Source organism: uncultured Maribacter sp. (genome assembly GCF_947495965.1).
In the GTDB taxonomy this organism is placed as follows: Bacteria; Bacteroidota; Bacteroidia; order Flavobacteriales; family Flavobacteriaceae; genus Maribacter_B.
Map to the genome: position 1 here is coordinate 55,138 of NZ_CANMBB010000011.1, position 26,728 is coordinate 81,865.

21 protein-coding genes are annotated in these 26,728 nt (G+C 31.9%); 9 read left to right on the forward strand and 12 right to left on the reverse strand.

Features of this window, described 5'->3' with window-relative positions; all coding sequences use genetic code 11:
- Positions 1–144 precede the first annotated feature (144 nt).
- Positions 145–1,692, forward strand: a complete 1,548-nt coding sequence (locus Q0820_RS16260; RefSeq protein ID WP_298489239.1) for an Rne/Rng family ribonuclease — start codon at positions 145–147, stop codon at positions 1,690–1,692.
- 73 nt (positions 1,693–1,765) lie between these two features.
- Here Q0820_RS16260 and Q0820_RS16265 read toward each other — a convergent pair whose 3' ends face one another.
- On the reverse strand, positions 1,766–5,800 hold the full coding sequence (locus tag Q0820_RS16265) for an FG-GAP-like repeat-containing protein (RefSeq protein WP_298489241.1): 4,035 nt from the start codon (positions 5,798–5,800) through the stop codon (positions 1,766–1,768).
- A gap of 89 nt (positions 5,801–5,889) precedes the next feature.
- On the opposite strand from Q0820_RS16265, the gene Q0820_RS16270 reads away from it, so the two are divergent.
- Positions 5,890–6,363 (forward strand): regulatory protein RecX, encoded by a 474-nt coding sequence (locus tag Q0820_RS16270; protein ID WP_298489242.1) that lies wholly within the window; start codon positions 5,890–5,892, stop codon positions 6,361–6,363.
- Between the two features lie 81 nt (positions 6,364–6,444).
- Here the strand turns inward: Q0820_RS16270 and bioB are convergent, their stop codons facing one another.
- The 5 genes from bioB to bioA all read right to left on the reverse strand — a co-directional run bounded on the left by bioB (position 6,445) and on the right by bioA (position 12,190).
- Positions 6,445–7,533, reverse strand: a complete 1,089-nt coding sequence (bioB, locus tag Q0820_RS16275) for a biotin synthase BioB (protein WP_298489243.1) — start codon at positions 7,531–7,533, stop codon at positions 6,445–6,447.
- A gap of 141 nt (positions 7,534–7,674) precedes the next feature.
- Positions 7,675–9,099: a flotillin family protein gene (locus Q0820_RS16280; RefSeq protein ID WP_298489245.1), complete on the reverse strand. Its 1,425-nt coding sequence runs from the start codon at positions 9,097–9,099 to the stop codon at positions 7,675–7,677.
- Between the two features lie 4 nt (positions 9,100–9,103).
- Positions 9,104–9,682, reverse strand: coding sequence for a hypothetical protein (locus tag Q0820_RS16285; RefSeq protein WP_298489247.1), 579 nt, complete (start codon positions 9,680–9,682; stop codon positions 9,104–9,106).
- Positions 9,683–9,751: 69 nt separating this feature from the next.
- Complete coding sequence (locus Q0820_RS16290; RefSeq protein ID WP_298489249.1) at positions 9,752–10,903, reverse strand: beta-ketoacyl synthase N-terminal-like domain-containing protein; 1,152 nt, start codon at positions 10,901–10,903, stop codon at positions 9,752–9,754.
- 12 nt (positions 10,904–10,915) lie between these two features.
- The gene (bioA, locus tag Q0820_RS16295) at positions 10,916–12,190 is read right to left on the reverse strand and encodes an adenosylmethionine--8-amino-7-oxononanoate transaminase (RefSeq protein ID WP_298489251.1); all 1,275 of its coding nucleotides are present in this window, start codon (positions 12,188–12,190) and stop codon (positions 10,916–10,918) included.
- A gap of 21 nt (positions 12,191–12,211) precedes the next feature.
- Between bioA and Q0820_RS16300 the strand changes: the two genes are divergently transcribed.
- Positions 12,212–13,840: a glycosyltransferase family 39 protein gene (locus Q0820_RS16300; protein WP_298489253.1), complete on the forward strand. Its 1,629-nt coding sequence runs from the start codon at positions 12,212–12,214 to the stop codon at positions 13,838–13,840.
- Positions 13,841–13,848: 8 nt separating this feature from the next.
- Here Q0820_RS16300 and bioD read toward each other — a convergent pair whose 3' ends face one another.
- The 5 genes from bioD to Q0820_RS16325 form a co-directional block, all read right to left on the reverse strand.
- The gene (gene bioD, locus Q0820_RS16305; protein ID WP_298489255.1) at positions 13,849–14,466 is read right to left on the reverse strand and encodes a dethiobiotin synthase; all 618 of its coding nucleotides are present in this window, start codon (positions 14,464–14,466) and stop codon (positions 13,849–13,851) included.
- Between the two features lies 1 nt (position 14,467).
- Positions 14,468–14,851, reverse strand: coding sequence for a DUF2007 domain-containing protein (locus Q0820_RS16310; RefSeq protein WP_298489257.1), 384 nt, complete (start codon positions 14,849–14,851; stop codon positions 14,468–14,470).
- Position 14,852: 1 nt separating this feature from the next.
- Positions 14,853–16,010, reverse strand: a complete 1,158-nt coding sequence (locus Q0820_RS16315) for a pyridoxal phosphate-dependent aminotransferase family protein (RefSeq protein WP_298489259.1) — start codon at positions 16,008–16,010, stop codon at positions 14,853–14,855.
- A gap of 64 nt (positions 16,011–16,074) precedes the next feature.
- On the reverse strand, positions 16,075–16,644 hold the full coding sequence (locus tag Q0820_RS16320; protein WP_298489261.1) for a hypothetical protein: 570 nt from the start codon (positions 16,642–16,644) through the stop codon (positions 16,075–16,077).
- 12 nt (positions 16,645–16,656) lie between these two features.
- Positions 16,657–17,253 (reverse strand): hypothetical protein, encoded by a 597-nt coding sequence (locus Q0820_RS16325; protein ID WP_298489263.1) that lies wholly within the window; start codon positions 17,251–17,253, stop codon positions 16,657–16,659.
- A gap of 120 nt (positions 17,254–17,373) precedes the next feature.
- Here Q0820_RS16325 and Q0820_RS16330 point away from each other — a divergent pair, with 120 nt between their 5' ends.
- Complete coding sequence (locus Q0820_RS16330) at positions 17,374–17,913, forward strand: GNAT family N-acetyltransferase (protein ID WP_298489265.1); 540 nt, start codon at positions 17,374–17,376, stop codon at positions 17,911–17,913.
- Positions 17,914–17,923: 10 nt separating this feature from the next.
- Here the strand turns inward: Q0820_RS16330 and Q0820_RS16335 are convergent, their stop codons facing one another.
- On the reverse strand, positions 17,924–18,229 hold the full coding sequence (locus Q0820_RS16335) for a hypothetical protein (protein ID WP_298489267.1): 306 nt from the start codon (positions 18,227–18,229) through the stop codon (positions 17,924–17,926).
- A 188-nt stretch (positions 18,230–18,417) separates the two neighbouring features.
- On the opposite strand from Q0820_RS16335, the gene Q0820_RS16340 reads away from it, so the two are divergent.
- From Q0820_RS16340 to Q0820_RS16360, 5 genes are all read left to right on the forward strand, one after another.
- On the forward strand, positions 18,418–18,891 hold the full coding sequence (locus tag Q0820_RS16340; protein ID WP_298489269.1) for a UpxY family transcription antiterminator: 474 nt from the start codon (positions 18,418–18,420) through the stop codon (positions 18,889–18,891).
- Positions 18,892–19,344: 453 nt separating this feature from the next.
- Positions 19,345–20,457, forward strand: a complete 1,113-nt coding sequence (gmd, locus tag Q0820_RS16345; RefSeq protein WP_298489271.1) for a GDP-mannose 4,6-dehydratase — start codon at positions 19,345–19,347, stop codon at positions 20,455–20,457.
- Between the two features lie 78 nt (positions 20,458–20,535).
- Positions 20,536–21,618 (forward strand): GDP-L-fucose synthase, encoded by a 1,083-nt coding sequence (locus Q0820_RS16350; protein WP_298489272.1) that lies wholly within the window; start codon positions 20,536–20,538, stop codon positions 21,616–21,618.
- Positions 21,619–21,665: 47 nt separating this feature from the next.
- Positions 21,666–23,015, forward strand: a complete 1,350-nt coding sequence (locus Q0820_RS16355) for an exopolysaccharide biosynthesis polyprenyl glycosylphosphotransferase (RefSeq protein WP_298489274.1) — start codon at positions 21,666–21,668, stop codon at positions 23,013–23,015.
- A 379-nt stretch (positions 23,016–23,394) separates the two neighbouring features.
- Positions 23,395–26,728: PQQ-dependent sugar dehydrogenase (locus Q0820_RS16360; RefSeq protein ID WP_298489275.1), on the forward strand; the 3,334-nt coding region annotated here is incomplete at its 3' end.

Here is a 26,728-nt window from a genome sequence, read left to right on the forward strand (position 1 = left end):
AGTAGTTTTAAAAACTACTTTTTCTTTTTAAATACGTTCATTGACATAGAAGTCAGATGATTTCGGCGGGTTATATATAACCTGTTTTTGGTATTATATAAACTATTAATCTGTATATTACAGATTAACCTTAAATAAATTCAGGTGAATAGAGAATTAATCGTAAGATCAAGTTCTGATTCCGTTGACTTTGCTTTACTTAAGGATGGAAAACTTACAGAATTACACAAAGAAGAAGATAATAACGATTTTTCTGTTGGCGATATTTTTATTGCCAAAATTAGAAAACCAGTTACTGGTCTTAATGCTGCATTTGTAAATGTAGGGTATGAAAAAGATGCTTTTTTGCATTATCATGACCTTGGACCGCAGTTAGCTTCTATGCTTAAATTCACAAAACAAGTAAGCACAGGGAAACTTCAAGATTATTCCCTTAAAAATTTTCCAACCGAAAAAGATATTGATAAAAATGGAGCAATAACAGATGTTATTAAAGCCAACCAATCAATATTAGTACAAATTGTAAAGGAACCAATATCCACTAAAGGACCAAGAATAAGTTCAGAGCTATCAATTGCTGGGCGATATTTAGTAATGGTACCTTTTTCTGATCGTGTATCTGTATCACAGAAAATTGCGAGTTCAGAAGAAAAAGACAGACTTAAAAGGCTAGTACGAAGTATTAAGCCTAAAGGATTTGGAGTAATTATCCGTACAGTTGCCGAAGGCAAAAAAGTAGCAGAATTAGACAAAGATTTAGAAAACTTGCTGAACAAATGGTCAGCAATGTGTAAAAAATTATATAAAGCACCAACACCATCCAAAGTATTAGTAGAGCTTACTAGAGCATCTTCTATACTTAGAGACATATTTAACGATTCCTTTACAGGTATTCATGTTGATGATGAAACGCTTTATGAACAAATTAAAGATTACGTTCAAGAAATTGCACCTGCTAAAGAATCTATTGTAAAACAGCATGCATCTAGTGTACCTATTTTTGAAAAGTTTGGTATTGAAAGGCAAATAAAAACGTCTTTTGGCCGAACTGCTTCTATGAGTAAAGGAGCCTATTTAATTATAGAACATACAGAGGCACTACACGTTGTAGATGTTAACAGTGGCAATAGATCTAATAAAGCTAAAAATCAAGAAGACACAGCTTTAGAAGTAAATCTTTTAGCAGCATCAGAAATTGCAAGACAATTACGCTTGCGAGACATGGGAGGTATTATTGTGGTAGATTTTATTGATATGGTTAAAGCGCCACATCGTAAAAAACTTTTTGATCACCTTAGAGACGAAATGAAGGATGATCGTGCAAAACATAAAATTTTGCCACCAAGTAAATTTGGTCTTATCCAAATTACCAGACAAAGAGTACGCCCAGAAATGAACATTAAAACAACAGAGGAAGATCCTAACCAATCTGGAAAGGAAGTAGAAGCTCCAATTGTTTTAATAGACAAAATAAACTTTGCTTTAGAGAAACTCTTAAAAGGCCCTGCAAAAAATAATAGTATAACACTAAATATACACCCTTTTATAGCAGCATACCTTACACAAGGTTTCCCATCTATACGTTTTAAGTGGTTTTTAGAACACAAAAGATGGATTAAAATACAACCTCGAGATGCGTATACGTATTTAGAGTACCGTTTTAAAAATAAAGACGGCAAAACCATATATTAAGTCATAATGGCTATTTAAAATTTAAGCGACCTTCAGCAATGTGGGTCGCTTTTTTTATACAAAAAACTTAATATTAATTATTCTTCGCAATTAAAAAGCCCTCTTTATTCACCTTTAAAATGTATAAACCAGTCGCCAATTTTGGAAGCAGAAGTGTAGTTACGCTTGAAGATTCATTAAAAAATTTATCTCTAATTATAATTTTACGTCCTATAGCGTCAAACAATACAAAGTTGTCTGTTGCCTCTGTATTTATTATATTAATTTCATCATTAATTATTGGGTTAGGATATAGAATATACTCTTTTGAATTCGTTGGGTTTATTGGATTTTTTCCAGAAAAATAAGGCAACGCAAAATTATAGGCATCCACTCCCACCTTTTCTCCTATTATTCTTCCCAAGATATCATCAGCCGGAGGGTGTATTCCACCCCAAATTCGAGACAAACTTGTTTGATCAGAAGCATCTCTGTATGTAGCCCATTGTAAGGTTACATCAACCGAAGGTCCGTTTTCAAATACCAAAAACTCATCTTTCTTTGCTACAAATTCTCCCAATCCTCCAGGGAAATATTCGTCTCCCGTAATTAAGGTCATTACTTCGGCTGCAGCTCTAGAATAGGTAGAATGACCCGATAAATACCCTGCAAATGGCGGAGTTACAAAAGAGGGCCTTTGGTATGGAAACCAGTTTTTAGCCAAAATCCAACCTACACCAGCAACATCTGAGCTAATATTATCAATAAAATTATGTCCACGCCAGGCAAAAACTTTTATTTCACCAACGTTTTCGTTATTAGAACCACTTAATTCATCTCCTATTTCTACCACTTCTATATAACCTTCTTTTAAAGGTATCCCGCCCACGTGGTAATTGGGTAAATTTTGATCCGTACTTTGCCCTAAGGAACTCATATACCTAATCGCCGAAATTGGCCTTATATAATCATACCATCCTTTAATACCCCATGCAGTTATTGCTGCATCATGCATAGCTCCAGCTAAAATAAAATAGGCTTTAACATCCCATTCTAAAGGATTTAATTCCTCTCCTTGTCCATTAAACTTACGCTCAAATAACTCATGATCATTTACATAATTAAGTATCGTGAACCAATGTCCCGGTGGTGTTTCAGAATCTGGACCGTCTGCCCAAAACTCTGCAAGTACTCTAGCGTAATCTGCTCTCGGTACAATTTGCTCTTCATAAGCCTCTCCTGTTTTTGGGTTCACTGAACGACCTATACTAACGTCACCACCATCAATTTCTTTATAAAAATTAGGATATTCATCAAAAGAGCTAGGAAACATACTAATGTTTATGTTACCTATACTCTTGGGAGATATATCCCATAAAACACCATCTGTTGGATCTAAATGAGAACTCCATATAGATACTAAAGAGAAATTCCATTTGTACAAATCACTTGATGCAGTTGCATTTTGGGTGTCTAATAATGGAGGAGCCCCCGGATCATGATACACCGTATAATTATTACCATTTCTATTGAAAACCGTTTTATCATCATCAGATAATGCAAAGGAATGTATTTGCCCCCATTCTGGACTTAAAAATTCTGGAGTTTCTCCCCGAATTAAGTTTCCACTTTGATCAATAAATGCGTTAAAAGATAAAGGCTGCCAGCGGTTTGCATCTGTAATAGTATTATTTTCTTCAGAGACACTTAACGTCAAAGGCATATTTACAGGTTGATAAAATGCATTATCATAGGCAGTTGCTTCTCGCGACCCATCGGTATTTCCGTAGTCAATAATTACTTCCGCTACATAATTTCCCAAAGCCGCTGCTTCTCCTGAGGTATATTCTGTACTAGTGTTATTAACATCATACCCCAAATCATTCATCACAAAATCAAATAGTGCTAAACTTTCTTCCTTATTTGGTGAGTTTTTAAACCTATGACTAAGTATACGATAGGCAGCATAACTCATTGCTTTTTCCTGGGCTTCTTTTTTTTCTTCAACAGATTCAAATATTTCTAAATCACTACTAAAATCATTAACCGTATTGCCGATCAAATAAGGTCGAGCCATTTCATCGTAAATTGCCCAACAATCATATAGAGCAACTGAAGTATGAAACAAATTTCTAGCATGTACTGTGGGTCTAGCAAAATCGTTTCTAATAGCAGCAAGTAATGCTTCATTCCAAATTCTTGCTACGGATACATTCATAGAAATATTAGAAATAGAAAGATTTACGTTTAATTCTCTAGGCTCGCTTGCACATATATTGGACTGTTCTATAGCTATTACTCTACCAACTGCACCTAAACCCCATTTTACAGTAATGGCATTAGTTCCTTGCCCACTTATAAGTTCCCCACCTTCGACCTGCCAATTTGCCTTCACATTTGCATCCGAACTAAATGTATAAGTCTCCAGAGCATTAAAACCAGATGATGCGGATCCTGCTACATTATTCTCAGATGCGTAATACTCACAGCTACCATCACTACTTACTGCTAAGGGATTATAATTACACGCATTAGGATCGGTACAACCTGTTAGTTTTACACTTGGAGAAATATTTAAGACTTCCAAACCTTGTCCTTCTGTTGCTCTTACAAACCTATTGACTTCAATATTTTGATGTCGTTCTATCAAACCTGAAGGCCAATTAATAATTAACTCATTAATTATACTACTTTCATTTAAACCAAAATGAAGAGGCTTTAAGCTTTGAGATAAAAAACCAACCCCATTATAATATCTAACAATACTACCCTCATCTGTAACTACAGTTACTTTTGTACCCAATGCATCTCTATTTGATGTAGTTCCTTGAAGTTGTAATTGAAACCATTTTAAATTGGATGCATTATTTTCCGCTATTTTATTTTCATAAAAGAAAGGCTCTCGGTCTGAATTGGTTATAAAAAGATCTAAATCTCCATCCAAATCAAAATCAAAATCTATCACCTCAACGCTAATACTATTTTCGTTTAAACCCAATTCTGCAGAAAAATTTCGAAAGCTACTTCCATTTTCTTTTAACAGGTTCTTAAAATAAAAATTAGGTTGTGGTCCTGTATTTATGAATCCGTTTACAACCATTAAATCTTCGTCTCCATCCAAATCAAAATCCCCAAATGTGGTTCCCCATGCCCAATCAGTGTCTCCTACACCAAAAACACTAGCTTGTTCAATAAAGTTATTAGTACCTTGATTTACAAAAAAATGATTCTCGCTAATACCAGTAGTAAAAAAATCAAAATTACCATCGTTATTTACATCTCCAATAGCTATACCCATATTATCTAGCATGCTATCTAAGTTATACGTACTAGCTTGTTCCGAAAAATTAACCCCTCCATTACTAATGAATAATCTATTACCTTGATCAAGGTCATTAGCAATATAAAAATCTTGCCAACCATCATTATTAAAATCAAAAGGAGACAATGTAAAGCTTTCTAAGCTGGGGAGATTGGCTATACCAGTAACATTTGTAACGTTAGTAAAAGTTTCATCTCCGTTGTTTTTATAAAGGGTATTTCCTTCACACTTATTCCAATCTGCAATGAACAAGTCCAAAAACCCGTCGTTATCATAATCAACCCATGTTGCCCCAGTATTATTACACCCATTAGTAAACGTAATTCCAGACTCATTAGTAACTTCAGAAAAAGTACCATTACCCTGGTTTCTAAAAAGCTGTACTATGTTTAGGTGCGTTAAAAATAAATCTGGAAAACCATCATTATTATAATCTCCCCAAGAAGCACCAAATTTAAACCCTTTTAAGCCTACAAAAAATTCGCCCGTTCGTTCAAACACTAATACATTACTTAGTCCAGCCCCAGTAGTAACATTAGTAAAAGTTCCATCATTATTATTTCTATAAAGTTTACTCAAGGTACTTGTATTCCCTGCCTCGTCCTCATCACTTGCTACTACAAAAATGTCTAAATCTAAATCTCCATCATAATCTGCTACGGCTGCACCGTTATTCTTGCTTAAAAGCTCAAAACCAGCTATGCTTTCGACGCGTTTGAAAGTTTGAGATTGAATATTACTAGTTACATAAAAAATAACTATAGTAAGAAGGCCTCTTAAATGTTTATTAAAAACAATCTTAAACATAAATTATATATAAAAATTCTACCTTTATGGATAAGTAACAATGTAAAACTAATTTTTAACATCTTTAGCTTTTTTTTACTCTACAATACATGAACAACAGTACTAAATTTTATACTCTTACGGAGGCCACAAAAAAATTAGAGAGTTTTTGTGCTTACCAAGATCGTTGCCACAGAGAAGTAGAAACTAAATTAAGGGATATGGGAATGATTCCAGAAGCTACCAATCAAATCATCGGACATCTTATTCAAGAGAATTATCTTAACGAAGAACGCTTTGCCAAAAGCTTTGCTCGTGGAAAATTTCGCATTAAAAAATGGGGGAAAAATAGAATAGTAAATGAGCTTAAGCAAAGACAGATAACGAAATACAATATAACCATTGCCCTTAAAGAAATTGAACAAGAAGACTATATAGAAACCTTCGATATTTTAGCCAAAAAAAGACTCTCTCAAATTAGAGAAACTAACATTCAACAAAGGAAAAAGAAGCTTGCAGACTACTTGCTTTACCGCGGTTGGGAAAGCCATTTAGTTTATGAAAAACTTAAAGAACTTATTTAAAAGAAATAGGAGTATGCTTCCAATAAATACATTTTGTATTTAGAGTAGCGTACGCCTTGAAAATAAACTCTTAATAAAAGATTAAGCCTTTGCTTTTGCCTTAGCAGCTTCGTTACGTTCTATTTTATGTTCTGGTCTAGTCCATTTTGGTTTTTCTCCTAAACCACATAATTTAGAATCTTCTGCTTCTACCGTTTTTGGTTGCGCAGATTTTTTAAATGGTTGCTGTGGATTTAAACCTAATGTTTTAAACATTTCCATGTCTTCATTAACATCAGGATTAGGTGTAGTTAATAATTTATCTCCAGCAAAAATAGAATTTGCTCCTGCAAAGAAACACATAGCCTGCCCTTCTCTACTCATTTGAGTTCTTCCTGCAGAAAGCCTAACTTGGGTTTCTGGTAAAACAATTCTTGTAGTAGCTACCATACGTATCATTTCCCATATTTCAATAGGCTTAATATCTTCCATTGGTGTACCTTCTACAGCTACTAAAGCATTAATAGGAGTAGATTCTGGTTGCGGATTTAAAGAAGAAAGTGCTACTAACATTCCTGCTCTATCTTCTAACTTTTCGCCCATGCCTATAATACCACCACTACAAACGGTTACATTGGTTTTACGAACATTTTCTATAGTATCTATTCTATCTTCAAAAGCACGGGTAGAAATTACATCTTTATAATAATCTTCTGAAGTATCTAAGTTATGGTTGTAAGCGTATAAACCAGCTTCTGATAATCGTTTAGCTTGGTTTTCTGTTACCATACCTAAAGTACAGCAAACTTCCATATCTAATTTATTTATGGTACGTACCATTTCTAACACTTGGTCAAATTCTGGCCCGTCTTTAACATTACGCCAAGCGGCACCCATACAAACTCTTGAGCTACCAGAGGATTTTGCACGTAATGCTTGTGCCTTAACTTGCGAAACAGACATTAAGTCGTTCCCATCAATATCTGTATGGTATCTAGCAGCTTGCGGACAATACCCACAATCTTCTGAACAACCTCCTGTTTTTATAGAAAGTAATGTTGAAACTTGAATTTCATTAGGGTTATGTTGCTTACGGTGTATTGTAGCAGCATCATACAACAGCTCCATTAAAGGTCTGTTATAAATTTCTAAAATCTCTTCCTTAGTCCAATCATGTCTCACTTTACTCATACCAATAGACGTTTTTATAATACTAATCAAAAATAATCTATTTAAGGTTCATATCCCAAGAAAGGAATTTCAAAAAAAAAGAAAGACCCATTATACTTTTACATATAACAGGTCTTTCTTATTAAAAAAAGAAGAAAAAAATTACTTTTCTTTACTATCTCCTTTAATTTCTTCCGTATTATCTTCAAAATCTACAGCATCTTTGCCTTTTAAATATTCTGGCAATTGCATACCAGCCATATTAAACATTTCTTGAAGTGGTGGTACTGATTTGTACATTCCTGAAATAAAGTTCGCCGTAGACCCTTTACCATCTGCAGATTTTGCTCCAGAATCCCAAACCGTAACTTTATCAATCTTAATATTCTTAATTGCTTCTGCTTGTGTTTTTACTAGCTCAGGTAATTTATCTGCCACTAATAATAAAACTGCATCTTTAGGATTATCTCCAGCAGCCTTTACAATCTGATCTAAACCGGCAGCTTGCTTTGTTAATACTTCATACAAACCTTTTGCTTCTGCTTGTGCTTTAAAAAGTATAGCATCTGCCTCTCCTTTTGCTCTTCTACGTATTCTCTCTGCATCTGCTTCTGCATCAATCTCTACTTTTCTTTTATCAATTTCTGCAGGCACTACAATATCTGCCATTTGCGAGCTTCTTTCTCTTTCTGCTCTTGCAATTTCAGCATCTTTTTCTGCAGCATAAGATTCTTCTAAAGCTTTTGCAGACTGTACTTTTTCTGCTGCAATTGCTGTTCTTTCTGCTTCTGCCTCTCGTTGTCTACGTAAAGAATCGGAATTTGCTACATTAATTTTCGCAAGGTTTTCCCCTTCTACCGCTTGCGCATTTGCTGCTGCTACTTGTGTTCTTTCATCCTGTACCGCATTTGCCTCCCCAATAGAACCATCTCTTGTTTTCTCTGCAACAGATTTACGCGCTGCATTTATTGCATGCGCTGCAGCTTCCTTACCAAGAGCCTCAATGTAACCAGACTCATCTACAATATCTGTAATGTTTACGTTGATTAATTTAAGACCCACTTTCTTTAATTCGGACTCTACACTTTTAGATATATTGGTTAAGAACTTATCTCTATCCGAATTAATTTCTTCAATATCCATAGAAGCAACCACCAAACGTAACTGACCAAAAATAATTTCTTGCGCTAAATCTTGAATATTATCTTGATTTAATCCTAACAAACGCTCTGCAGCATTTTGCATAATTCCTGGTTCTGTAGAAACCCCAATGGTAAATCTTGAAGGTACGTTTACCCTAATATTTTGCTTACTCAGAGCATTTACCAAATTAACTTCTATAGAAATAGGTGTTAAATCTAAAAATTCATAGTCCTGAATTACGGGCCAAATAAATGCTGCACCACCATGCACACATTTTGCAGAACTCCCAGAGCCTACTTTCCCGTAGACAACTAAAATTCTATCGGATGGACAACGCTTATATCTGCGTATAAAAGAAATAATAATGATAAAGAAAAAAAGCACTGCAAAACCTATGGTAATTAAGGCTGGGCTTCCTCCTAATTGTAATGGTACTAATAGCATATGGTTATTTATTTAATAGTTCAACAATTAATATTCCGTTTTTGGTAACTTCTTTTACTTTAACAACATCTCCCTGTACTAGGTCTCTATCTTCTTCTGTTAAAGCTTCTAGTTCTCTTAAAGAACCCTGTACTGTAATACTTACTTTTCCTATTTTAGAGCGTTTGCTCCCTACTGTTAAATACACTTCTCCTATTTGATTTAGTGCATTTTTAAGTTGTAAAGTACCGCTACTCTGCAACTTTCCTAAATAATAAAATATAGACGCCATGGCAAACATCATTAGTAAACCACAAAAAATAGATACAGTTATGGTAAGAGGCTTAGACAAACCAGCATCTAAACAAGATATTCCTGACCACCCAAAAATGGTAAGAAATCCCATTAAGTTTTTAAAACTTAAAAATTGAAACCCTATTCCAGTATCCCCATCAATATCTGCATCTACATCGCCATCTATTCCTTCCGTATCTCCACCTACTATAGTCATTATAAGTAGTATGATAAAAATTACCGATGATATTCCTGCAATAACCCAATAAACTTTTTCAAAAAGTGTAAGCGCAACAAACCATTCTTCCATAAATTTTAGTGTTTAGGTTAAAAATCCAAGATAGACTATTTTTTAAAAAAAGGATAAGAAAAATCCCTCTTATTTAGAAAGTAAAACAGAAACCGCATTACCACCAAAACCAACAGCGTTTACCATTATTTTTTTAATTTTTGATGGGGTGTAACTTTCTACAAATGGGACACCTATAAACTCTTGATTTAGTAACATTAAGACTGCAAATTCTAGACTTAAAGCTCCTGATGCTCCAAAAGTATGCCCTACTTTCCACTTATTAGTAGTCAACGAAGGGGTTTTGTTACAAAAAACTTTTTCTATGGCTTTAAATTCTGATAAATCTCCTTTTATAGTTCCAGGTGCATGCATAACAATTACATCTACATCCTCTGGGTTACTACCTCCTAATGCCATTTTCATGGAACGCTGAAAACATTCCGCATCGGATGATATAGAAATATTATGTTTTAAAATCTCTGTGGCATAACCAACTCCTAATATAGTTGCTAATGAATTTTCTTTTATTCCTTCTTCCAAACAAGCAACAGAAGCGCCTTCGCCCAAAATCATAGTATTTCTAGATTTTTGTAAATCTAGAGCTAAACACGGATACTCTTCTTTACTATTAGAGTATATTTTTAAGGCTTTCATTTGAGCAATAGTAAAAGGAGTTAGTGGCGCCTCACTACCACCAACCATAAATTTATTTACCATACCACTTTGTATCCAAGCCACTCCATTAAGAAGTGCATGTAACGCTGTGGAACAAGTTATAGAATGCGATATTTCTGGCCCTTGGGTTTGCAAATCATGTGCTAACCATGAAGAAATATTACCTAAAGTTGTTGTTGGAGAACTTAAAGTTGATGCTTTGCTTTCTTCTAAAAACTCTTGATGGTATTTCTCAAATAAAGCAGTTGCTCCTCTGGAAGAACCCATATTTATCCCAAAGTTATCTTGTGCATTCCATTGTGCCATTTTTATGGCTTTTCTAGATGCCAACAAAGCAAAAAGTACGGTGTTATCTAAGTTTTTATATTTAGAATCGGACTGCTTTAATGTTTCTATTTCAGCAATACTTTTTTTAGATAAACTTGCTACCCATTCTTCGCAACTATCAAAACTCTTCTTTTGAAAAAAATGCTGCTGCTTTTTATAATTTGCCCAGACTTCTTCTAAAGAATCTCCAAGTGGAGAAATAGAGCCAATTGCGGTTATGGAAATAGGTTTTATCAAAACTAATACGTATCAAACAATTTCTAAAGTACTTTTAATAGTACTATATATTTTCTGCATTTGTGCCTCAGAAACTACATAAGGTGCTAATATATAAATAGTATTCCCTAGAGGTCGTAAAAACACCCCATTATCCATAAAATGTTTAAATAATTTATCTCTTAAGTTACCGTAACGCTCCATTTTAATAGCTAAGTCTAATGCAAAAATAATTCCACATTGTCTGGTATTAGCAACTTTTGGATGGTCTTTTATTTCCTCATTAAACTTTTGATGCGATGCAATTATGCGATTTATGTTTTTTTGCATTTTATCTGATTGCAACAATTCTATCCCTGCTAAAGCAGCTGTACATGCTATTGGGTTTGCTGTATAGGTATGCCCATGAAACAATCCTTTTGCAATGTCATCACTATAAAAAGCATCATATACCTTTTGCGTACAACTAGTAATTGCCATAGGAACTAAACCAGCAGTAAGTGCTTTAGACATGCATATAACATCTGGTTTTACAGATATATAATCCGATGCAAAGTTCTTACCTGTTTTACCAAAACCTGTCATTACCTCATCTGCAATGGTAATTACATTATGCTGTTTTAAGACGGTTAATATTTTATTTAACCCGTCTGCATCATGCATTTTCATTGCTGCAGCTCCTTGTACTAATGGCTCATAAATAAAACCTGCTATATCTGCTTTTTTTAATCTAGCTTGTAAATTTAAAATAATGGTATCTATATTTTCTACTGTTGGTACTGGAATACGCTCTACCTCAATAAAAAAATCTTCGAATGGACCATTATAAACAGAAAGACTAGAAACCGACATGGAGCCAAAAGTATCTCCATGAAATCCGTCTTCAAAAGCAAGCATTACTGGACGTTTATTCCCCTGATTAAAATGGTATTGCAAAGCCATTTTAATCCCTATTTCTGTAGAAGTAGAACCATTATCAGACAAAAATAATTTTTCCTGATTCTCTGGCAATATCTTTATTAATGCTTCTGATAAAAGCACCGCTGGTTCATGGGTAAAACCACTAAAAACCACCTGGTCTAATGTTTGCATTTGCTTGTATGCCTTTTCTACAATGTAATCATTACAGTGCCCATACATACAGGTGTACCATGAAGCTATACCGTCTATATATTCTTTTCCTTCCTCATCATACAATAAAGCGTCTTTTGCTTTTGTTATTGCTAACATACTGGAATGCAATTTGTGTTGCGTTAGCGGGTGCCACAAATGCTTTTTATCTCTTTCTGATAGATTTTTCGCCTTCATTATTTTATCTATCTTGCAAAGATGAATAAAAACATTTTTTTTAAGGTTATAAATTCGGATAAATTATACTTAAAGCTATCTCTGTGTCTTTTTGTTTTGTATACCTTTTCTATATTTCTAAATCTAAATTATGTTCCGCTAATTTTAGAAGAACCTAGAAGAATTTTAGTTGCCTTAGAAATGCTTTTTCATAATAATTTTATGGTAACTACCATTTTTAATGAAACCTGGTATGACCATCCTCCTTTATGGAATATTGTTTTAGCAGCAAGTGCTAAAGTATTTGGCTCAGAATCTGAATTTGCTTTTCGTTTTCCATGTGCTTTATCCTTACTACTAACAGGAATTTTAATTTTTTTTAATGGAAAAAAGTACGTTTCTATTAAATTTGGAATACTTAGTGCTTTCTTTTATCTAATTTCTGCAGACTTATATTTTTTCTTTTCTACTATTGCAGAGATAGATATTTTCTTTTCCTTACTAATTTTACTTAGTATTCTTAGTGTTTTTTATTTTTATGAAAAAGAAAATATGTACTTGCTTTTTTTAAGTACGTATTTTTTTGGCACCCTAGGTTTTTTTACAAAAGGAGTGGTAGCATTAGTTTTTGTTGGCATTACGTTACTTACCTATTTTATCTATAAACGTAAATTTATAAAGCTATTTTCTTTTGCTCACATTCTTTCTTTTTGTTTGTCTATTGGAGCTATAGTCACTTATTTTTATTTCTATAGTTTACAAGAAGATGTATATACTTATATCTTAGATATGTGGAGTTTAACTCAAAACAAAACAAGTGCATCTGGAAACAATCCTATTTTAGGTTTAATAAAACACCTTTTTACATTCCCCTTAAATTTAGTAGGCAACCTTTTTCCTGCTACTTTATTATTATTATTTATTTTTAATAAAAAGGCTATAGCAAAAATTAAAAATCACAAATACATCTATTTTTTAGTATTGGCTTTCTTTTTTAATTTTATTATATATTGGATATCTGCAGGGGCTCGTATGCGTTACACCTATATGTTTTACCCAATGGTTATTAGTGTTTTGGTTTATATTTTTACTTTTCATTTTTCAAAAAAAAGTACTCTTCTTACTACCTATTATACAATACTAAAAGTAATCATGATTATTATTTGCGTAGCTATATTTGTATTGCCTTTTATTTCCTATTTAAAAGTTAACCCTAATTTAACTAGCTTATCTATTGGTTTTGGATTGCTTCTTTTTACCTGCCTAATAATTGCTATAAAAACTACCAATCCGTGGAATAAAAACCTTTTCATTATTAGTTTTTTTATGGTTACTAGACTCGCCTATTCTTCTATAGTTTTTCCTATAAAGGCAGTAAAATCTTCCAGTGGTCTCTACAAAAAACAAGCTAAAGAAATTGCCTTAATTACTAAACAAAATCCTATTTATCTGCTTTCACAAGAAACTATTAAAGAACATAAAGAAATTCCATTTGATTTTTATAAAACTGCAGCATATTTAGAAATGCAAGGTACTAGAGTAAATAAAATAAAAAGTATAGACAAAAAAGGGTTTTATATACTTAGAACTATTGATTTAGAGAAAAACTTACTCCCTATTTATACTTTTACAATAAAGAAAGAAGAATTAAATTTAATAAAACTAGAGTAGCTCTTTTCTTAAAATACTAAATTAGCTTTAAATAAATTAGCATATTTTTTAATTACTTCTTTAGTAAACTTATCCTCTTCATTAATTCTACCAATTACTGGTATTCCAGTTTTTCTTAAGATTATTTCTTCAGTGGTTTTAAGTTCATTTCCACTAAAAACCAAAGCAATATTCTTAATACCTTTACTTTGCAAAGCCTGTAAGGTTAATAAAGTATGGTTTATACTTCCTAGATAATGTCTTGAAACTACAATAATCTTATAATCTGGTTTTATAATATCTAGTATTGTGTCCGTATCATTTAAAGGAACTAATAGTCCTCCAGCGCCTTCAATAACTAAATGATTACTTGTTTTTGGCTCTTTTATCTCTTTTAAATTAATCAAAACACCATCTATTTCTGCCGCTGCATGCGGACTCATAGGAGTTTTAAGTGCGTAACTATTAGGGAAAATCTTTGTTTTAGAATTAGATATAAATTTTTTTATTTTATGACTATCAGAATCTTCTAATTCTCCTGCTTGTACAGGTTTCCAATAATCTGCCTCTAAGGCTTCTACACAAATTGCAGAAGCTACGGTTTTACCTACTTCTGTAGAAATTCCTGTTACAAATATTTTTTGCATACTATTCTGGCTTTGTTATTATACCACAATTAAGGCATTTGTATTTTCTTTTTTCAAAAAAGGGAAACAACTTATAAAGTATAGAATCTCTCTTATAAAAAACCTCAGACTTTTTTGCTTTGCAGTTTGGACACTCTATAGGGTTTCCGTTTACATCTATAGCATATGCTCTTATCTCGTTATATACTTTTAAGGCGCGTTCTTTATCTTTTGTATATACTTGTAGCTTTACCCCCCCTATGGCATTACTTATTAAAGGGTCTGAATTTAAGGTGTTTTCATCTCTTAAAAACACTGGAATACCTTCGGATTCTAATTTTCCTTTAATTATTTGCACATCTGCGGCAAACTCAAAAGAGCCTAGAATATAAAATTTATCTTCCATGTTATTTAATAAAGCTTGCCAAAATTTGAAGAACTAGTCCAATCTCTTCTTTAGAGTTATGCGAATGTATACAAAAACGAAGTCTTTCTTGGCCTTCTTGAACTGTAGGTGCTAAAATAGCTTTTACATTAAACCCTTTTTCTTGTAATTTTTCTGCTACTTTTTTAACCTTTCCGTTTCCTGGAATAAGACAAGATTGTATTGCCGAATTACTAGGTATAAATAAATCTTGAAGTTTTAAATCTTTAACCTTCTTATTAAATAATTCTATCTTTTCTATTAAATCCTTTCTCGCCTTTTCACCGTCTTCATTGGTTACAAATTTAACCGCAGCTGTAATTGTCGCTACAGTATGGGGAGGCAATGCAGTAGTATAAATAAAACTTCTAGAAAAATTTACTAGATATTCTTTTAAATGTTCGCTTCCTAAAACAGCAGCACCATGACTACCAAAGGCTTTTCCAAAAGTTACTATCCTAGCAAAAACATCTTTATATGCTTTATTCTGCTGTACTAACCCTTCTCCTTGAGCTCCAAAAATACCAACAGCATGAGCTTCATCTATTATTAAATGAAAACCATTTTTTTTTGAAAATTTAATTAGTGTATCTATATCCGGAGAGTCTCCATCCATAGAAAAAATAGATTCGGTTACAATATAAATTTCTCCATTAAAATCTTTTTGAGTAGCCTGATTAATTTTCTCCTCTAAATCTACTATACTATTATGATTAAACTTATAACTCTTGGCATTACTTAATAAAATACCGTCGCGAATACTGGCATGTATTAAAGCGTCAAACAAAATAATATCTCCTCTTTGTGGAATAGCGCTAAAAAAACCCAAATTAGCGTCGTAACCAGAATTAAAAACTAAGGCACTATCCGATTTAAAGAACAAAGCTAAATCGGTCTCTAAATCTAGATACAGATTATGATTTCCTGAAATTAATCTAGAACCTGTTGCTCCATTATGAGAAACTCCCTTATTCAATAAAAGTTGAAATGTATTTGCGTATAACGTTTCGTTTGTTGCAAAACCCAAATAATCATTAGAAGAAAAATCTACCAAATTACTAGAAACAGGCAAACTCCGAAGAGCTCCTTCTTGCTTCCTTTTTTTTAGTTTTTTACTTAAAATAGAGGGGAAATTACGCATACCCCAAATTTAATATCTTTTACCTTTACAAAACACATTTTAAAACACTGAAATTGTATTTTTTTTATTTAGATACTGTAAAGTTTAATACCAGTGGTTGGTCTTCTGTAATAATATGTTCTATCCCTATAGAAGGTTTATCAGGGTTATAATCGCTATACAAAGTTAAATAACTAAAATCTAATTGATACTCCCCTTCTTCCACTAAAATAATTCCTATTCTAGATTCATACATATTTGTATCAGAATTTAATATTGTAAATACTTGACCAGCGTAATTAACACTTCCTTTTTCTGACAATAAGTACTTTTCATCAATACTAACGCTTTGATAACTATCTGAAAATGAAGAGTATTTTAACATTCCAAATCCGTATGTAAATTTATTTACTCCTGAAGTTTCATATACATCCAAATCTGTAGATTGCCCTTCTTCTGGTAAATATCTACTAAAATTTAGCGCAAAGAAAAGAGTGTCTCCTACAATGTAATTTTCTTTATTTTCTATTTTTAAAGCATTTTTTACCTCTAATTCTATAGTGCTCCAGTTTATATAATCATCATCTGGAGGAGAACATTGTGTCCAAAATAAACCACCTAGACCAACCCCTAATAATGCAATATATTTTTTCATAGCGTTATTCTTTTAAAAACGATATCCGGCTTTAATTCCTGTTCTTACCAAGCCAATATCATAAATCCATATCTCTTTTAAATTTGTACGTACGCCAAATTGCGCTTCTAAAACTAATCTATTTTTAAGTAGTAAAAACCTATAACCAACTCCTGTTCCTAATCCTATATTTTCAATTTTTTTAGAACCATATTCATAAGTGTAAACACCGTACCCTAAATTATTTACTGATCTAGAAATACGTCTTCCTGTATTCACTTCTGCTTCATTATAAGAACCTAAAACCTCTACGAAAAGACTCCTTTTTTGTGTACTATGAACATATAATCTTACAAAAGGATTTATTTCTAGATTTACATTATAATCACTATATCCATCGTATTTTTCTAAATTTAAATCATTATGACTATTACTATAACTGGTAACTCCTACCCCTCCAGTAAAATACTTACTAATAGTTCTTTCATAACTAATATCTAAACTACCTAAAGTTGCATAACTAATATTAGTAGAAAATTGATTATAATATTGTAATGCTATTTCTTCTTGTGCGTAATTACTATAAGCAATAGATAACACAAAAAATATAGTTAAAAATGGTTTGGTCATTATTAGCGCTTTAAACATAGATAACAAAAACTAATTTGGTTGCTTTTATCAAGGTTATTGTAATGTTAAGGAATATTATATTTGTATCCTATAATCTATTTTTTTAATATTTTATCAATGATGGGCGAGAATATATTATACTGTAAAACAAAAACTAAAAATGAAATACAACAAATACTAGGTCTTCAAAAACTAAACTTGCCTAATAATTTATCTACAGAAGAAAAAATAAAAGAAGGTTTTGTATCCGTATCTCATACCTTAGACCTTCTAGAGGAAATGAATACTATTTGCGCACATACAATTGCAAAACATAATGGAAAAATAATTGGCTATGCCCTCTCCATGCATCCCATATTTGCTGATAAAATAGAATTATTAAAACCTATGTTTAGCCAAATTAATGAGATACTTCCTGAACAAAAAAATTATATAGTAATGGGGCAAATATGCATTGCTAAAAATTACAGAAAAAAGGGAGTTTTTAGAAACTTATACAAAGAAATGGAGCGCACATTAATCCCAAAATATAATTATATTATTACAGAAGTTGACTCTAAAAATAAAAGGTCATTAAATGCGCATATCGCAATTGGCTTTAAAATTTTAGGCAACTATATTTCAGCAAACCAAGAATGGGTACTATTAATACTTGGTTAAAAAATAAAAATTAATCTACTACAAAAACAATTTTTCTAGTTTTATCTTTAGGCTTTAAAGTATTTACCTTAGATGCTATTAATTTAGAATATGCTAATTGATTAGCCGCAATCTGCTTTAAATCATCGGACAAAGGTTCTAATTTTTTTTTAGGTTCTATTTTTTTTAAACTTTTACTTTTTTTAGAGTCTTTAAAAAAAGAAATACTTAATTCTGCCAATATCCTATCTAAACTACTTGACGTATTTTTTTTAATAACTCTTAACTCTTGTTTGAAAGTACTTTTAAACTTCTTTTTAAATAAGATATAAAACATAAATAATAAAATTTGAGTTGCCTATACAAAACGCCAAATCTTATTTAATAGTGTAAAAAAATAAGGAATTTTCCTACATTATAATATTTTATCAATAAAATAAATAATAATTTAATTTTAGTGGTAATATTTTGAGAGTATTGTGGTTATCTATATATTTCAATCCTATTTATATATAAAAATGTTATATGAAATGGTATGTATTATATGTACAGTCTAAAAAAGAAAAAAAAGTAGCAGAAATCTTGCGTCAAATGCAGGTAGAAGTATATTGCCCACTTATTAAAGAAGTTAAACAATGGAGCGATAGAAAGAAAACCATACAAAGCCCATTATTTAAATCTTATGTTTTTGTGAGACTTACAGATAAAGAACGATCTAAAGTTTATACTGTAGCTGGAGTAGTACGCTATTTATTTTGGTTAGGGAAACCAGCTATAGTAAGAGATGAAGAAATAGAAACTATAAAAAATTGGTTGGAAGATGATGCTGTAGAAGAAATTACCCTTTGTAAATATAATCCAGGAGATAAACTTTTAATTAAAAATGGGATTCTAAAAAACCAAAATGCTATTATACAAAAAGTAGGTAAAAAAAGAATACGATTAGCTATTCCAGGATTAGGTATTATGTTAAATGCAAAGATTAAAGATATTTTATAACTAATTATAATATAACCATTCAACGGCATTTTTTGTAATACATCTAACTAAATATTAATTGTAAAAAGAAGCTCTTAAACATATCTTAAATTGTATACCTACAAACATATAGTATCTTCACAAATACCTGTTATTCATTATTAATTTGATAAAACTTACAAGTCTTTTAAGATAACCCTTGTAGCATAAGAATCACGTATTTAAGTTTACACTTTAATTTTAGTTTTTTAATTCCTACAAAAAAATAAAAATTAAATTATAGCTGCTAATTTATAGCTATAATTAATTAGCGAACCGTAACCAAAAAATGTGGCTTACGGCGCGGAGCGGTAAAAAAAACTCAACTATAAAATTAAATTTCTACTAAAATAACATATAACACAATAACGTAAGTATCGAGCAAACAAAATCACACGCAAAGTTCGATAACATAACCTCTAATTTAATCATAATATGAAAGTAGCATTTATCACAGGAGTAACCGGACAAGATGGCGCTTACTTAAGTGAATTTTTATTAAAAAAAGGATACCAAGTACATGGGCTAAAAAGAAGATCTTCTATCTTTAACACTGATAGAATTGATCATTTATATCAAGATCCTCATATTGAAAATAGAAACTTTATTTTACACTATGGCGATATGACGGATAGTACTAACCTTATTAGGCTAATACAAGAAATTCAGCCAGATGAAATTTACAACTTGGCAGCAATGAGCCATGTACATGTATCTTTTGAAGTACCAGAATATACCGGTAATGCAGATGGTTTAGGTACTCTTAGAATTTTAGACGCTGTTCGTTTATTAGGTTTAGAAAAGAAAACACGTATTTACCAAGCATCCACTTCAGAGTTATATGGTAAAGTACAAGAAGTTCCACAAAGCGAAACTACACCATTTTACCCTCGTAGCCCCTATGCAGTTGCAAAAATGTATGCTTACTGGATTACTGTAAACTATAGAGAAGCTTATGGTATGTATGCTTGTAATGGTATCTTATTTAATCATGAGTCCCCTATTAGAGGAGAAACTTTTGTAACTCGTAAAATTACAAGAGCTACTTCTAGAATTGCATTAGGGTTACAAGATAAAATATACCTAGGAAATTTAGATGCTCAAAGAGATTGGGGACATGCTAAAGATTATGTTCGTATGATGTGGATGATTTTACAAGCTGATGAAGCTGAAGATTGGGTAATTGCTACTGGAAAAACTACGCCTGTTAGAGATTTTGTACGTATGTCTTTTGCAGAAGTAGGTATAGAATTAGAATTTAAAGGAGAAGGGGTTAATGAAAAAGGATACATTAAAGCTTGTAACAACCCTGAATATCAATTAGAAATAGGCAAAGAAGTTTTAGCTGTAGATCCTAAATACTTTAGACCAACTGAGGTTGACCTATTAATTGGTGATGCTTCTAAAGCAAATAACAAATTAGGATGGACTCCTGAATTTGAACTTAAAGATCTTGTAAAAGATATGATGCAAAGTGATGTAACTCTAATGAAAAAAGATCAGTATTTACAATCTGGTGGTTACAGAACTTTAAACTATTTTGAGTAATTTTTTAGCATAAAATTAAAGCCAATACTTTCACATTTAAATAATAGTGTTGGCTTTTAAAAAAAATTATAATTATTGATGAAAAAAAACGCAAAAATATACATAGCAGGTCATAGAGGCTTAGTTGGTAGTGCAATTTTAAAAAATTTAGAAGCAAGAGGATATACTAATTTTATTACGCGTACACACAAAGAGTTAGATCTTACAAATAGTACAGCCGTACAGGACTTTTTTGCTAAAGAAAAGCCAGAATATGTGTTTTTAGCAGCAGCTAAAGTTGGTGGAATAGTAGCGAATAATACCTATAGAGCAGATTTTATTTATGCTAACTTAATGATTCAGAATAACGTAATTCATGAAAGTTATGTACATGGGGTAAAAAAATTATTATTTCTTGGAAGTACTTGTATTTACCCAAAAACTTGCCCACAACCAATGAAAGAAGAATATCTTTTAACAGATACTCTAGAATATACTAATGAGCCCTATGCAATTGCTAAAATAGCTGGTATTAAAATGTGTGAAAGTTATAATTTACAATATAACACCAATTTTATATCTGTAATGCCAACCAACTTGTATGGTCCTAACGATAATTTTGATTTAGAAAAATCTCATGTATTACCTGCGCTTATTAGAAAAATGCATTTAGGTAAGGCATTAGAAAATCAAGATTGGGAAACCATTAGAAAAGATCTTAACAATTTACCTATAGAAGGGTTTGATGGAAATGTAAAAGAGGAAGATATTTACTCTATATTAGACAAATACGGTATTCAGAAAAAAGAAGATAGTGTTCACCTAGAAATTTGGGGTTCTGGTAAGCCAATGCGTGAATTCTTATGGAGTGAAGACATGGCTGACGCTTGTGTTTTTCTTATGGAAGAACGTGAGTTTAAAGATTGTTACGATACAAAATCTAAAGAAATAAGAAATACACATATAAATATTGGAACTGGTGTAGATATTTCTATTAAAGATTTAGCAGAGCTAATTAAAGAATCTATTGGGTTCAAAGGAAAACTATATTTTAATACAGACAAACCAGATGGAACCATCAAAAAACTTACAGATCCTTCTAAATTACATCACCTAGGTTGGAAACACAAAATAGAATTAAAAGAGGGTATTCAAAAAGTATATGATTGGTACATTAAGTAAACTTTTGTAAAAAATCCCTACCTTAAGCTTACAATTTTTTATTAAAAATGAAAAAGTCCTATTTCGTTATTCCAATATCTTTTATATTTCATATAATAATAATAAACACCATTTTATATTTATTAATACCTAAAACATATAATCATGGATATAGTGTACTTTATTATAATATAACTTGGGTTATTATTACGTATCTAACAAATTTTTATCTTATAGCAAGAAAAGGTGGATTTCTTACAAACTTTCGAAATTTTTTTACTCTTTTCCTAATTTATGGTTTAGCATATTTCACCTCATTTACTTTTTTAGGAATACGTCCATATCAACTTGGGTATTTAATTTTGGTGTATTTACTCATATGCCTATTAATAACATTATTTAGAATTCTCTTTTATTTTGCAAGAAACATATACCGAAGAAATGAGCTAAGCAAACCAGTTAGAGTGGTTGTAATTGGACGTGATAAAAATTTAAAGAAAATACGTCAAATTTTTGACGAAACGATTCATGGATATCGTTATATGGGTTTTTTTGATAATTCCAACTCCATAAGTCCAACTTACTTAGGGCCAATTAAAGATTCTTACTCTTATATATTCGAAAATAATGTAGATGAAGTATATTGTATTGCCTCTAGGTTATCTAAAAAAGAAATCCAAGAGCTAATGAGAATTGCAGACAATAGCTTAAAAAAAATTAAAATTGTTCCGGATAATAAAGAGCTATTTACAAGAGCTATGTCTATAGAATTGTATGGATCTGTTCCCGTATTAAACTTACGTGCCTCTCCATTAGAACTAGAATACGCTAATATTGTTAAACGTACATTCGATATTATTTTTTCTAGTTTTGCTATAGTATTTGTACTCTCTTGGTTGACTCTATTAATATGGATTTTAATGAAGTTTGACTCTAAAGGACCTGTCTTTTTTTCACAAAAAAGACATGGAGTAAATAAAAAAACATTTAACTGTTATAAATTTAGGTCTATGACGAAGAGTAAAGAAAGTGACACTCTAATGGCTACTAAAAATGATATGCGTATAACTAAACTAGGCCGTATTTTAAGAAAAACTAGTATAGATGAGCTACCACAATTTTTCAATGTTTTAAAAGGAGATATGAGTGTAGTAGGCCCTAGACCTCATATGCATTTACATACAGAACAATACGAAACTTCAGTAGATAAGTACTTAGTACGCCACTTTTTAAAACCTGGTATTACTGGATTAGCTCAAATTAAAGGATACCGTGGAGAAATAATAAATAAATCAGATATAGTTAATAGGGTTCGTTACGATATATTTTATATGGAAAAATGGTCTATATCATTAGATATAAAAATTATTTTTAACACTGTAACTAATGCTATTCGTGGAGAAGAAAGAGCCTATTAAATAATTTTAAGTGTAAAAATAAACTAAGGAATATCTTCCTATGTAAAAGTGTAAAAATTCTTTAATATTAAAAATACAGTAAGACCCAAATTATTATCTACAACACATTATGTTTTTATTAAAAAAATAATGTTTTAAGCATCAATTAATACAACAATTATTTTATTACATAACCTACACTTTACCTTGTTTTTATGTACTTCATCGACAAAAAACAATATATTTTATTTCTAAAACTATTTTAGTTTAACGAAAAAAATTATGTTTATAGCTATTTGCTTTTTAAGCAAGTTAAAACCCTTCATTGTAAAAATATAGAATGGTTCTCCCCTAGTATCATATCGACATTTCGTTAAAATATCAAAAATCAAACCACATTATGAAAACATCTTTATTTAGGGGAAAGAAAACATGGTCACTGTTTCTCTTACCACTCGCATTTTTAAGTTTTAAAGTAGTTATTTTATTTCAACCAGGTATAGATTCTATAGAAGCTATTGACCCTTTCATGAACAATAATCTTCCAACAATAAAACCTACTCAAGATATTGATTTGGTAGAGATTTATACTGATATCGAATGGGAATCACCGCAGGCTCTTCTACCATTTCCTGGTTCAAGTAACCTCTTAGTAGTAGAAATGGACGGTAGATTTTATACCATACCCGATAATGAAAATGCAACAGAATCAGAACGAAATCTAGTAATGGACATTCAAGACCGTTGCTGGTATTATTCTTATTCTGGTGATACAGGGCAAAAACATGGTGGATTTCAAAATGTAGTTTTTCATCCTAATTTTGGCCAAGGTCTAGGAAAAGATTATATCTATGTTTATTATGTACACAAAACCGAGAATGAAGACTCGGATTGGACAGAACCTTATTATGATAGATTAAGTAGATTTACATGGACTGGCAATAGCTTTGATCCAGATAGCGAGCTCATTATGATTAATCAATATGACACGCATAAAGGTCATGATGGTAGCGGACTAACCTTTGGAGGGGATGGTTTTTTATATGTTTCTGTAGGAGATGAAGGATCTTTTGGCGAAGATGCTACTCTCCATACTCAAATACTTAACGATCGTTTTAGAAGTGGTGTTTGGCGAATCGATGTTGATATGAGAGGAGGCTCTATAAGTCACCCTATTGAAAGACAACCAAGTAATACTAATACCCCTACCAATGTAGATCAATCCTATACACAAGGCTATTATATTCCTAATGATAACCCATGGGTTACTGGAACAGGTGAATTTTTAGAAGAATTTTATGCTATAGGTCTTCGACAGCCTTTTCGTATGTCATATGACGCTCCTACCAACAATTTTTGGATAGGGGATGTTGGGTCATCTATATGGGAAGAAATAAACATTATGGATGCGCCAGGGCTTAACTTTCAATGGAATTTTAAAGAAGGTCTTGATGAAGGTTATCGTAATTTTACGAATTATCCTAATCCAATATATGGAGAAGAGAGAGAGCCACTTTATGCTTATGATGGATCTGTTGGTAGTGCTGTCATTGGTGGCTATATTTATCGTGGGTCAGAGATACCAGAATTATACGGAAAATATATATTTGGCGATAATGCTAATGGATTAGTCTATGCATTGACGCACACTGGAGGTAATTCCAATGGTGGTGTAGAAGCTATTGGTAATATAGGTGGATCTGTTTTTAATGGTATTTCTTCATTAGGGTATAATCATGATAATGAGATTATGATTCTTAAATTATCAAATGGTGTTGCCGGTGGAGGAAAGATTTTTAAAATAGTAAATACTGGAGACAATAGTAATGAGACTCTACCTTTACTTTTATCAGAAACAGGTATTTTTTCAGACTTGTTAAATATGACCCCAACTCCAGGTGTAATCCCTTACGATGTTAACAATCCTCTCTGGTCTTCTGGGACAGATAAGTACCGTTGGGTTTCTATCCCACAAGATGGTGTAGTGGATTCTGGAGAGGAGCAAATTGGGTATACTGAAGAAGGTAGTTGGACTTTCCCAATAGGGACAACTTTTATTAAACAATTTAATAATCCAAATGGCACAAAATTAGAAACTAGACTTTGGGTTTTAGGTACGGATGGAGAATGGTTTGGAAGCACCTATAAATGGCGTTCAAATGGTTTGGAGGCAGATTTATTGCTTCTTGGAGATAATGAAAATATTACAATTGATGGAGACACATTTGGTTATGAATACCCCGCTTCAAATACCTGTGTACAATGTCATAATTCCTCTGCAGGTTGGGTGTTAGGTTTTAATACTAGACAATTGAATAAAGAATTTCTTTACCCATATACAGGTATAAAAGCTAATCAATTAGAGACATTAGCGCATTTAGGATTTATCCCTGAGGTGAATACTGATAATGTATCGACATTAGTTAGTATAGATGATAATAGTAAGCCATTGGAAACTAGAGTAAGGTCGTATTTTGATTCTAATTGCGCATATTGTCACTTACCAGGTAATACAAGAGCAGGTTTTGATATGCGTTTTAGCACAATACTTTCAGAACAAGAGCTAATTAATGGCGCTATTATTGAAGATTTAACCGGAGGTGGAGTTGCGATAGCCCCAGGAGATGTATCAAAATCCAATGTTCATCATAGATTAAATTCTTTAAACCCCTCTAACATGATGCCGCCCCTCGCTAAAGGTAGAGTAGATAAAGAGGCAGTACAGCTTTTAGAAGCTTGGATTAATAGTTTAGATGGTAATTGTGAAAATGGAAACCCAAATTTATTAGGTTTTAGTAATTTAGCTAACGGTGATTTTCTTGATGCTCATAGCCCAATTATCAATGTTAATAGAACAGGTTCTTATACAAATAATAGTGAGGAAGCAATAAGTATTTGTCTTGAAGATTTCTCTTTTTATATAAATAGGTTAGGAAACCCCGTAACTCCATTTGTTGTTAAAGTTCAAGGAGAAAATGACTTTAAGGTGATTGCTATTGGTCAAACAAGAACTTCCTTAGAGTATGCAACAGGTACTAATACTTTTAATTTTAGTAACCACTCTAATGACGCTGTAGTTTTGCAGCCTGGAGAGAGCATTGCTCCAGGATTTATGGATAGTTACCCTGATGGTTCCGGGTCAGTTGCTGGCAATAGTGTAATACCTGCTATAACAACTGGAATTACAGATGATATATGGCAATCTTTCAAAGCCAATGTTGATTCAAATCCTCATTTGGTAATGGGTTTTATTCCTCAGGGAAATACAATTGTTGAACATTTAGAAAGAAGTTATCAGTTCAATATTGGAATAAATGTCTCTGCTATTGAAGGTGAAATAATTATTGATCCTGTTTTAACACTTTTTCAGCATGGTGGATACGATGGGTTTTCTTGGGAGGTATTTGTTGGCGACTATCCAGATATTACCTTAGAAAGAATTACTGAGAATGATATCTCTTCGTTACAGATAGAACCAGGATATGTAGTAGAATTATATTCGGAAAAGAATTTTGAAGGAGAAATGATTGTGTTGAAAGACAATTCTTCCTTTTTAGGTACATCTAATTTTAATGACAAGCTATCTTCTGTAAAAGTATATGAGATTATTGTTCCAACAGTAGCAACATTTTTCCAAAATGGTTCTTATGAAGGTACCTCATGGGAGTTTGGTATTGGGAATTATATAGACATTACTCTGGAAGGAATGTTAGATAATGATGCTTCTTCTTTAC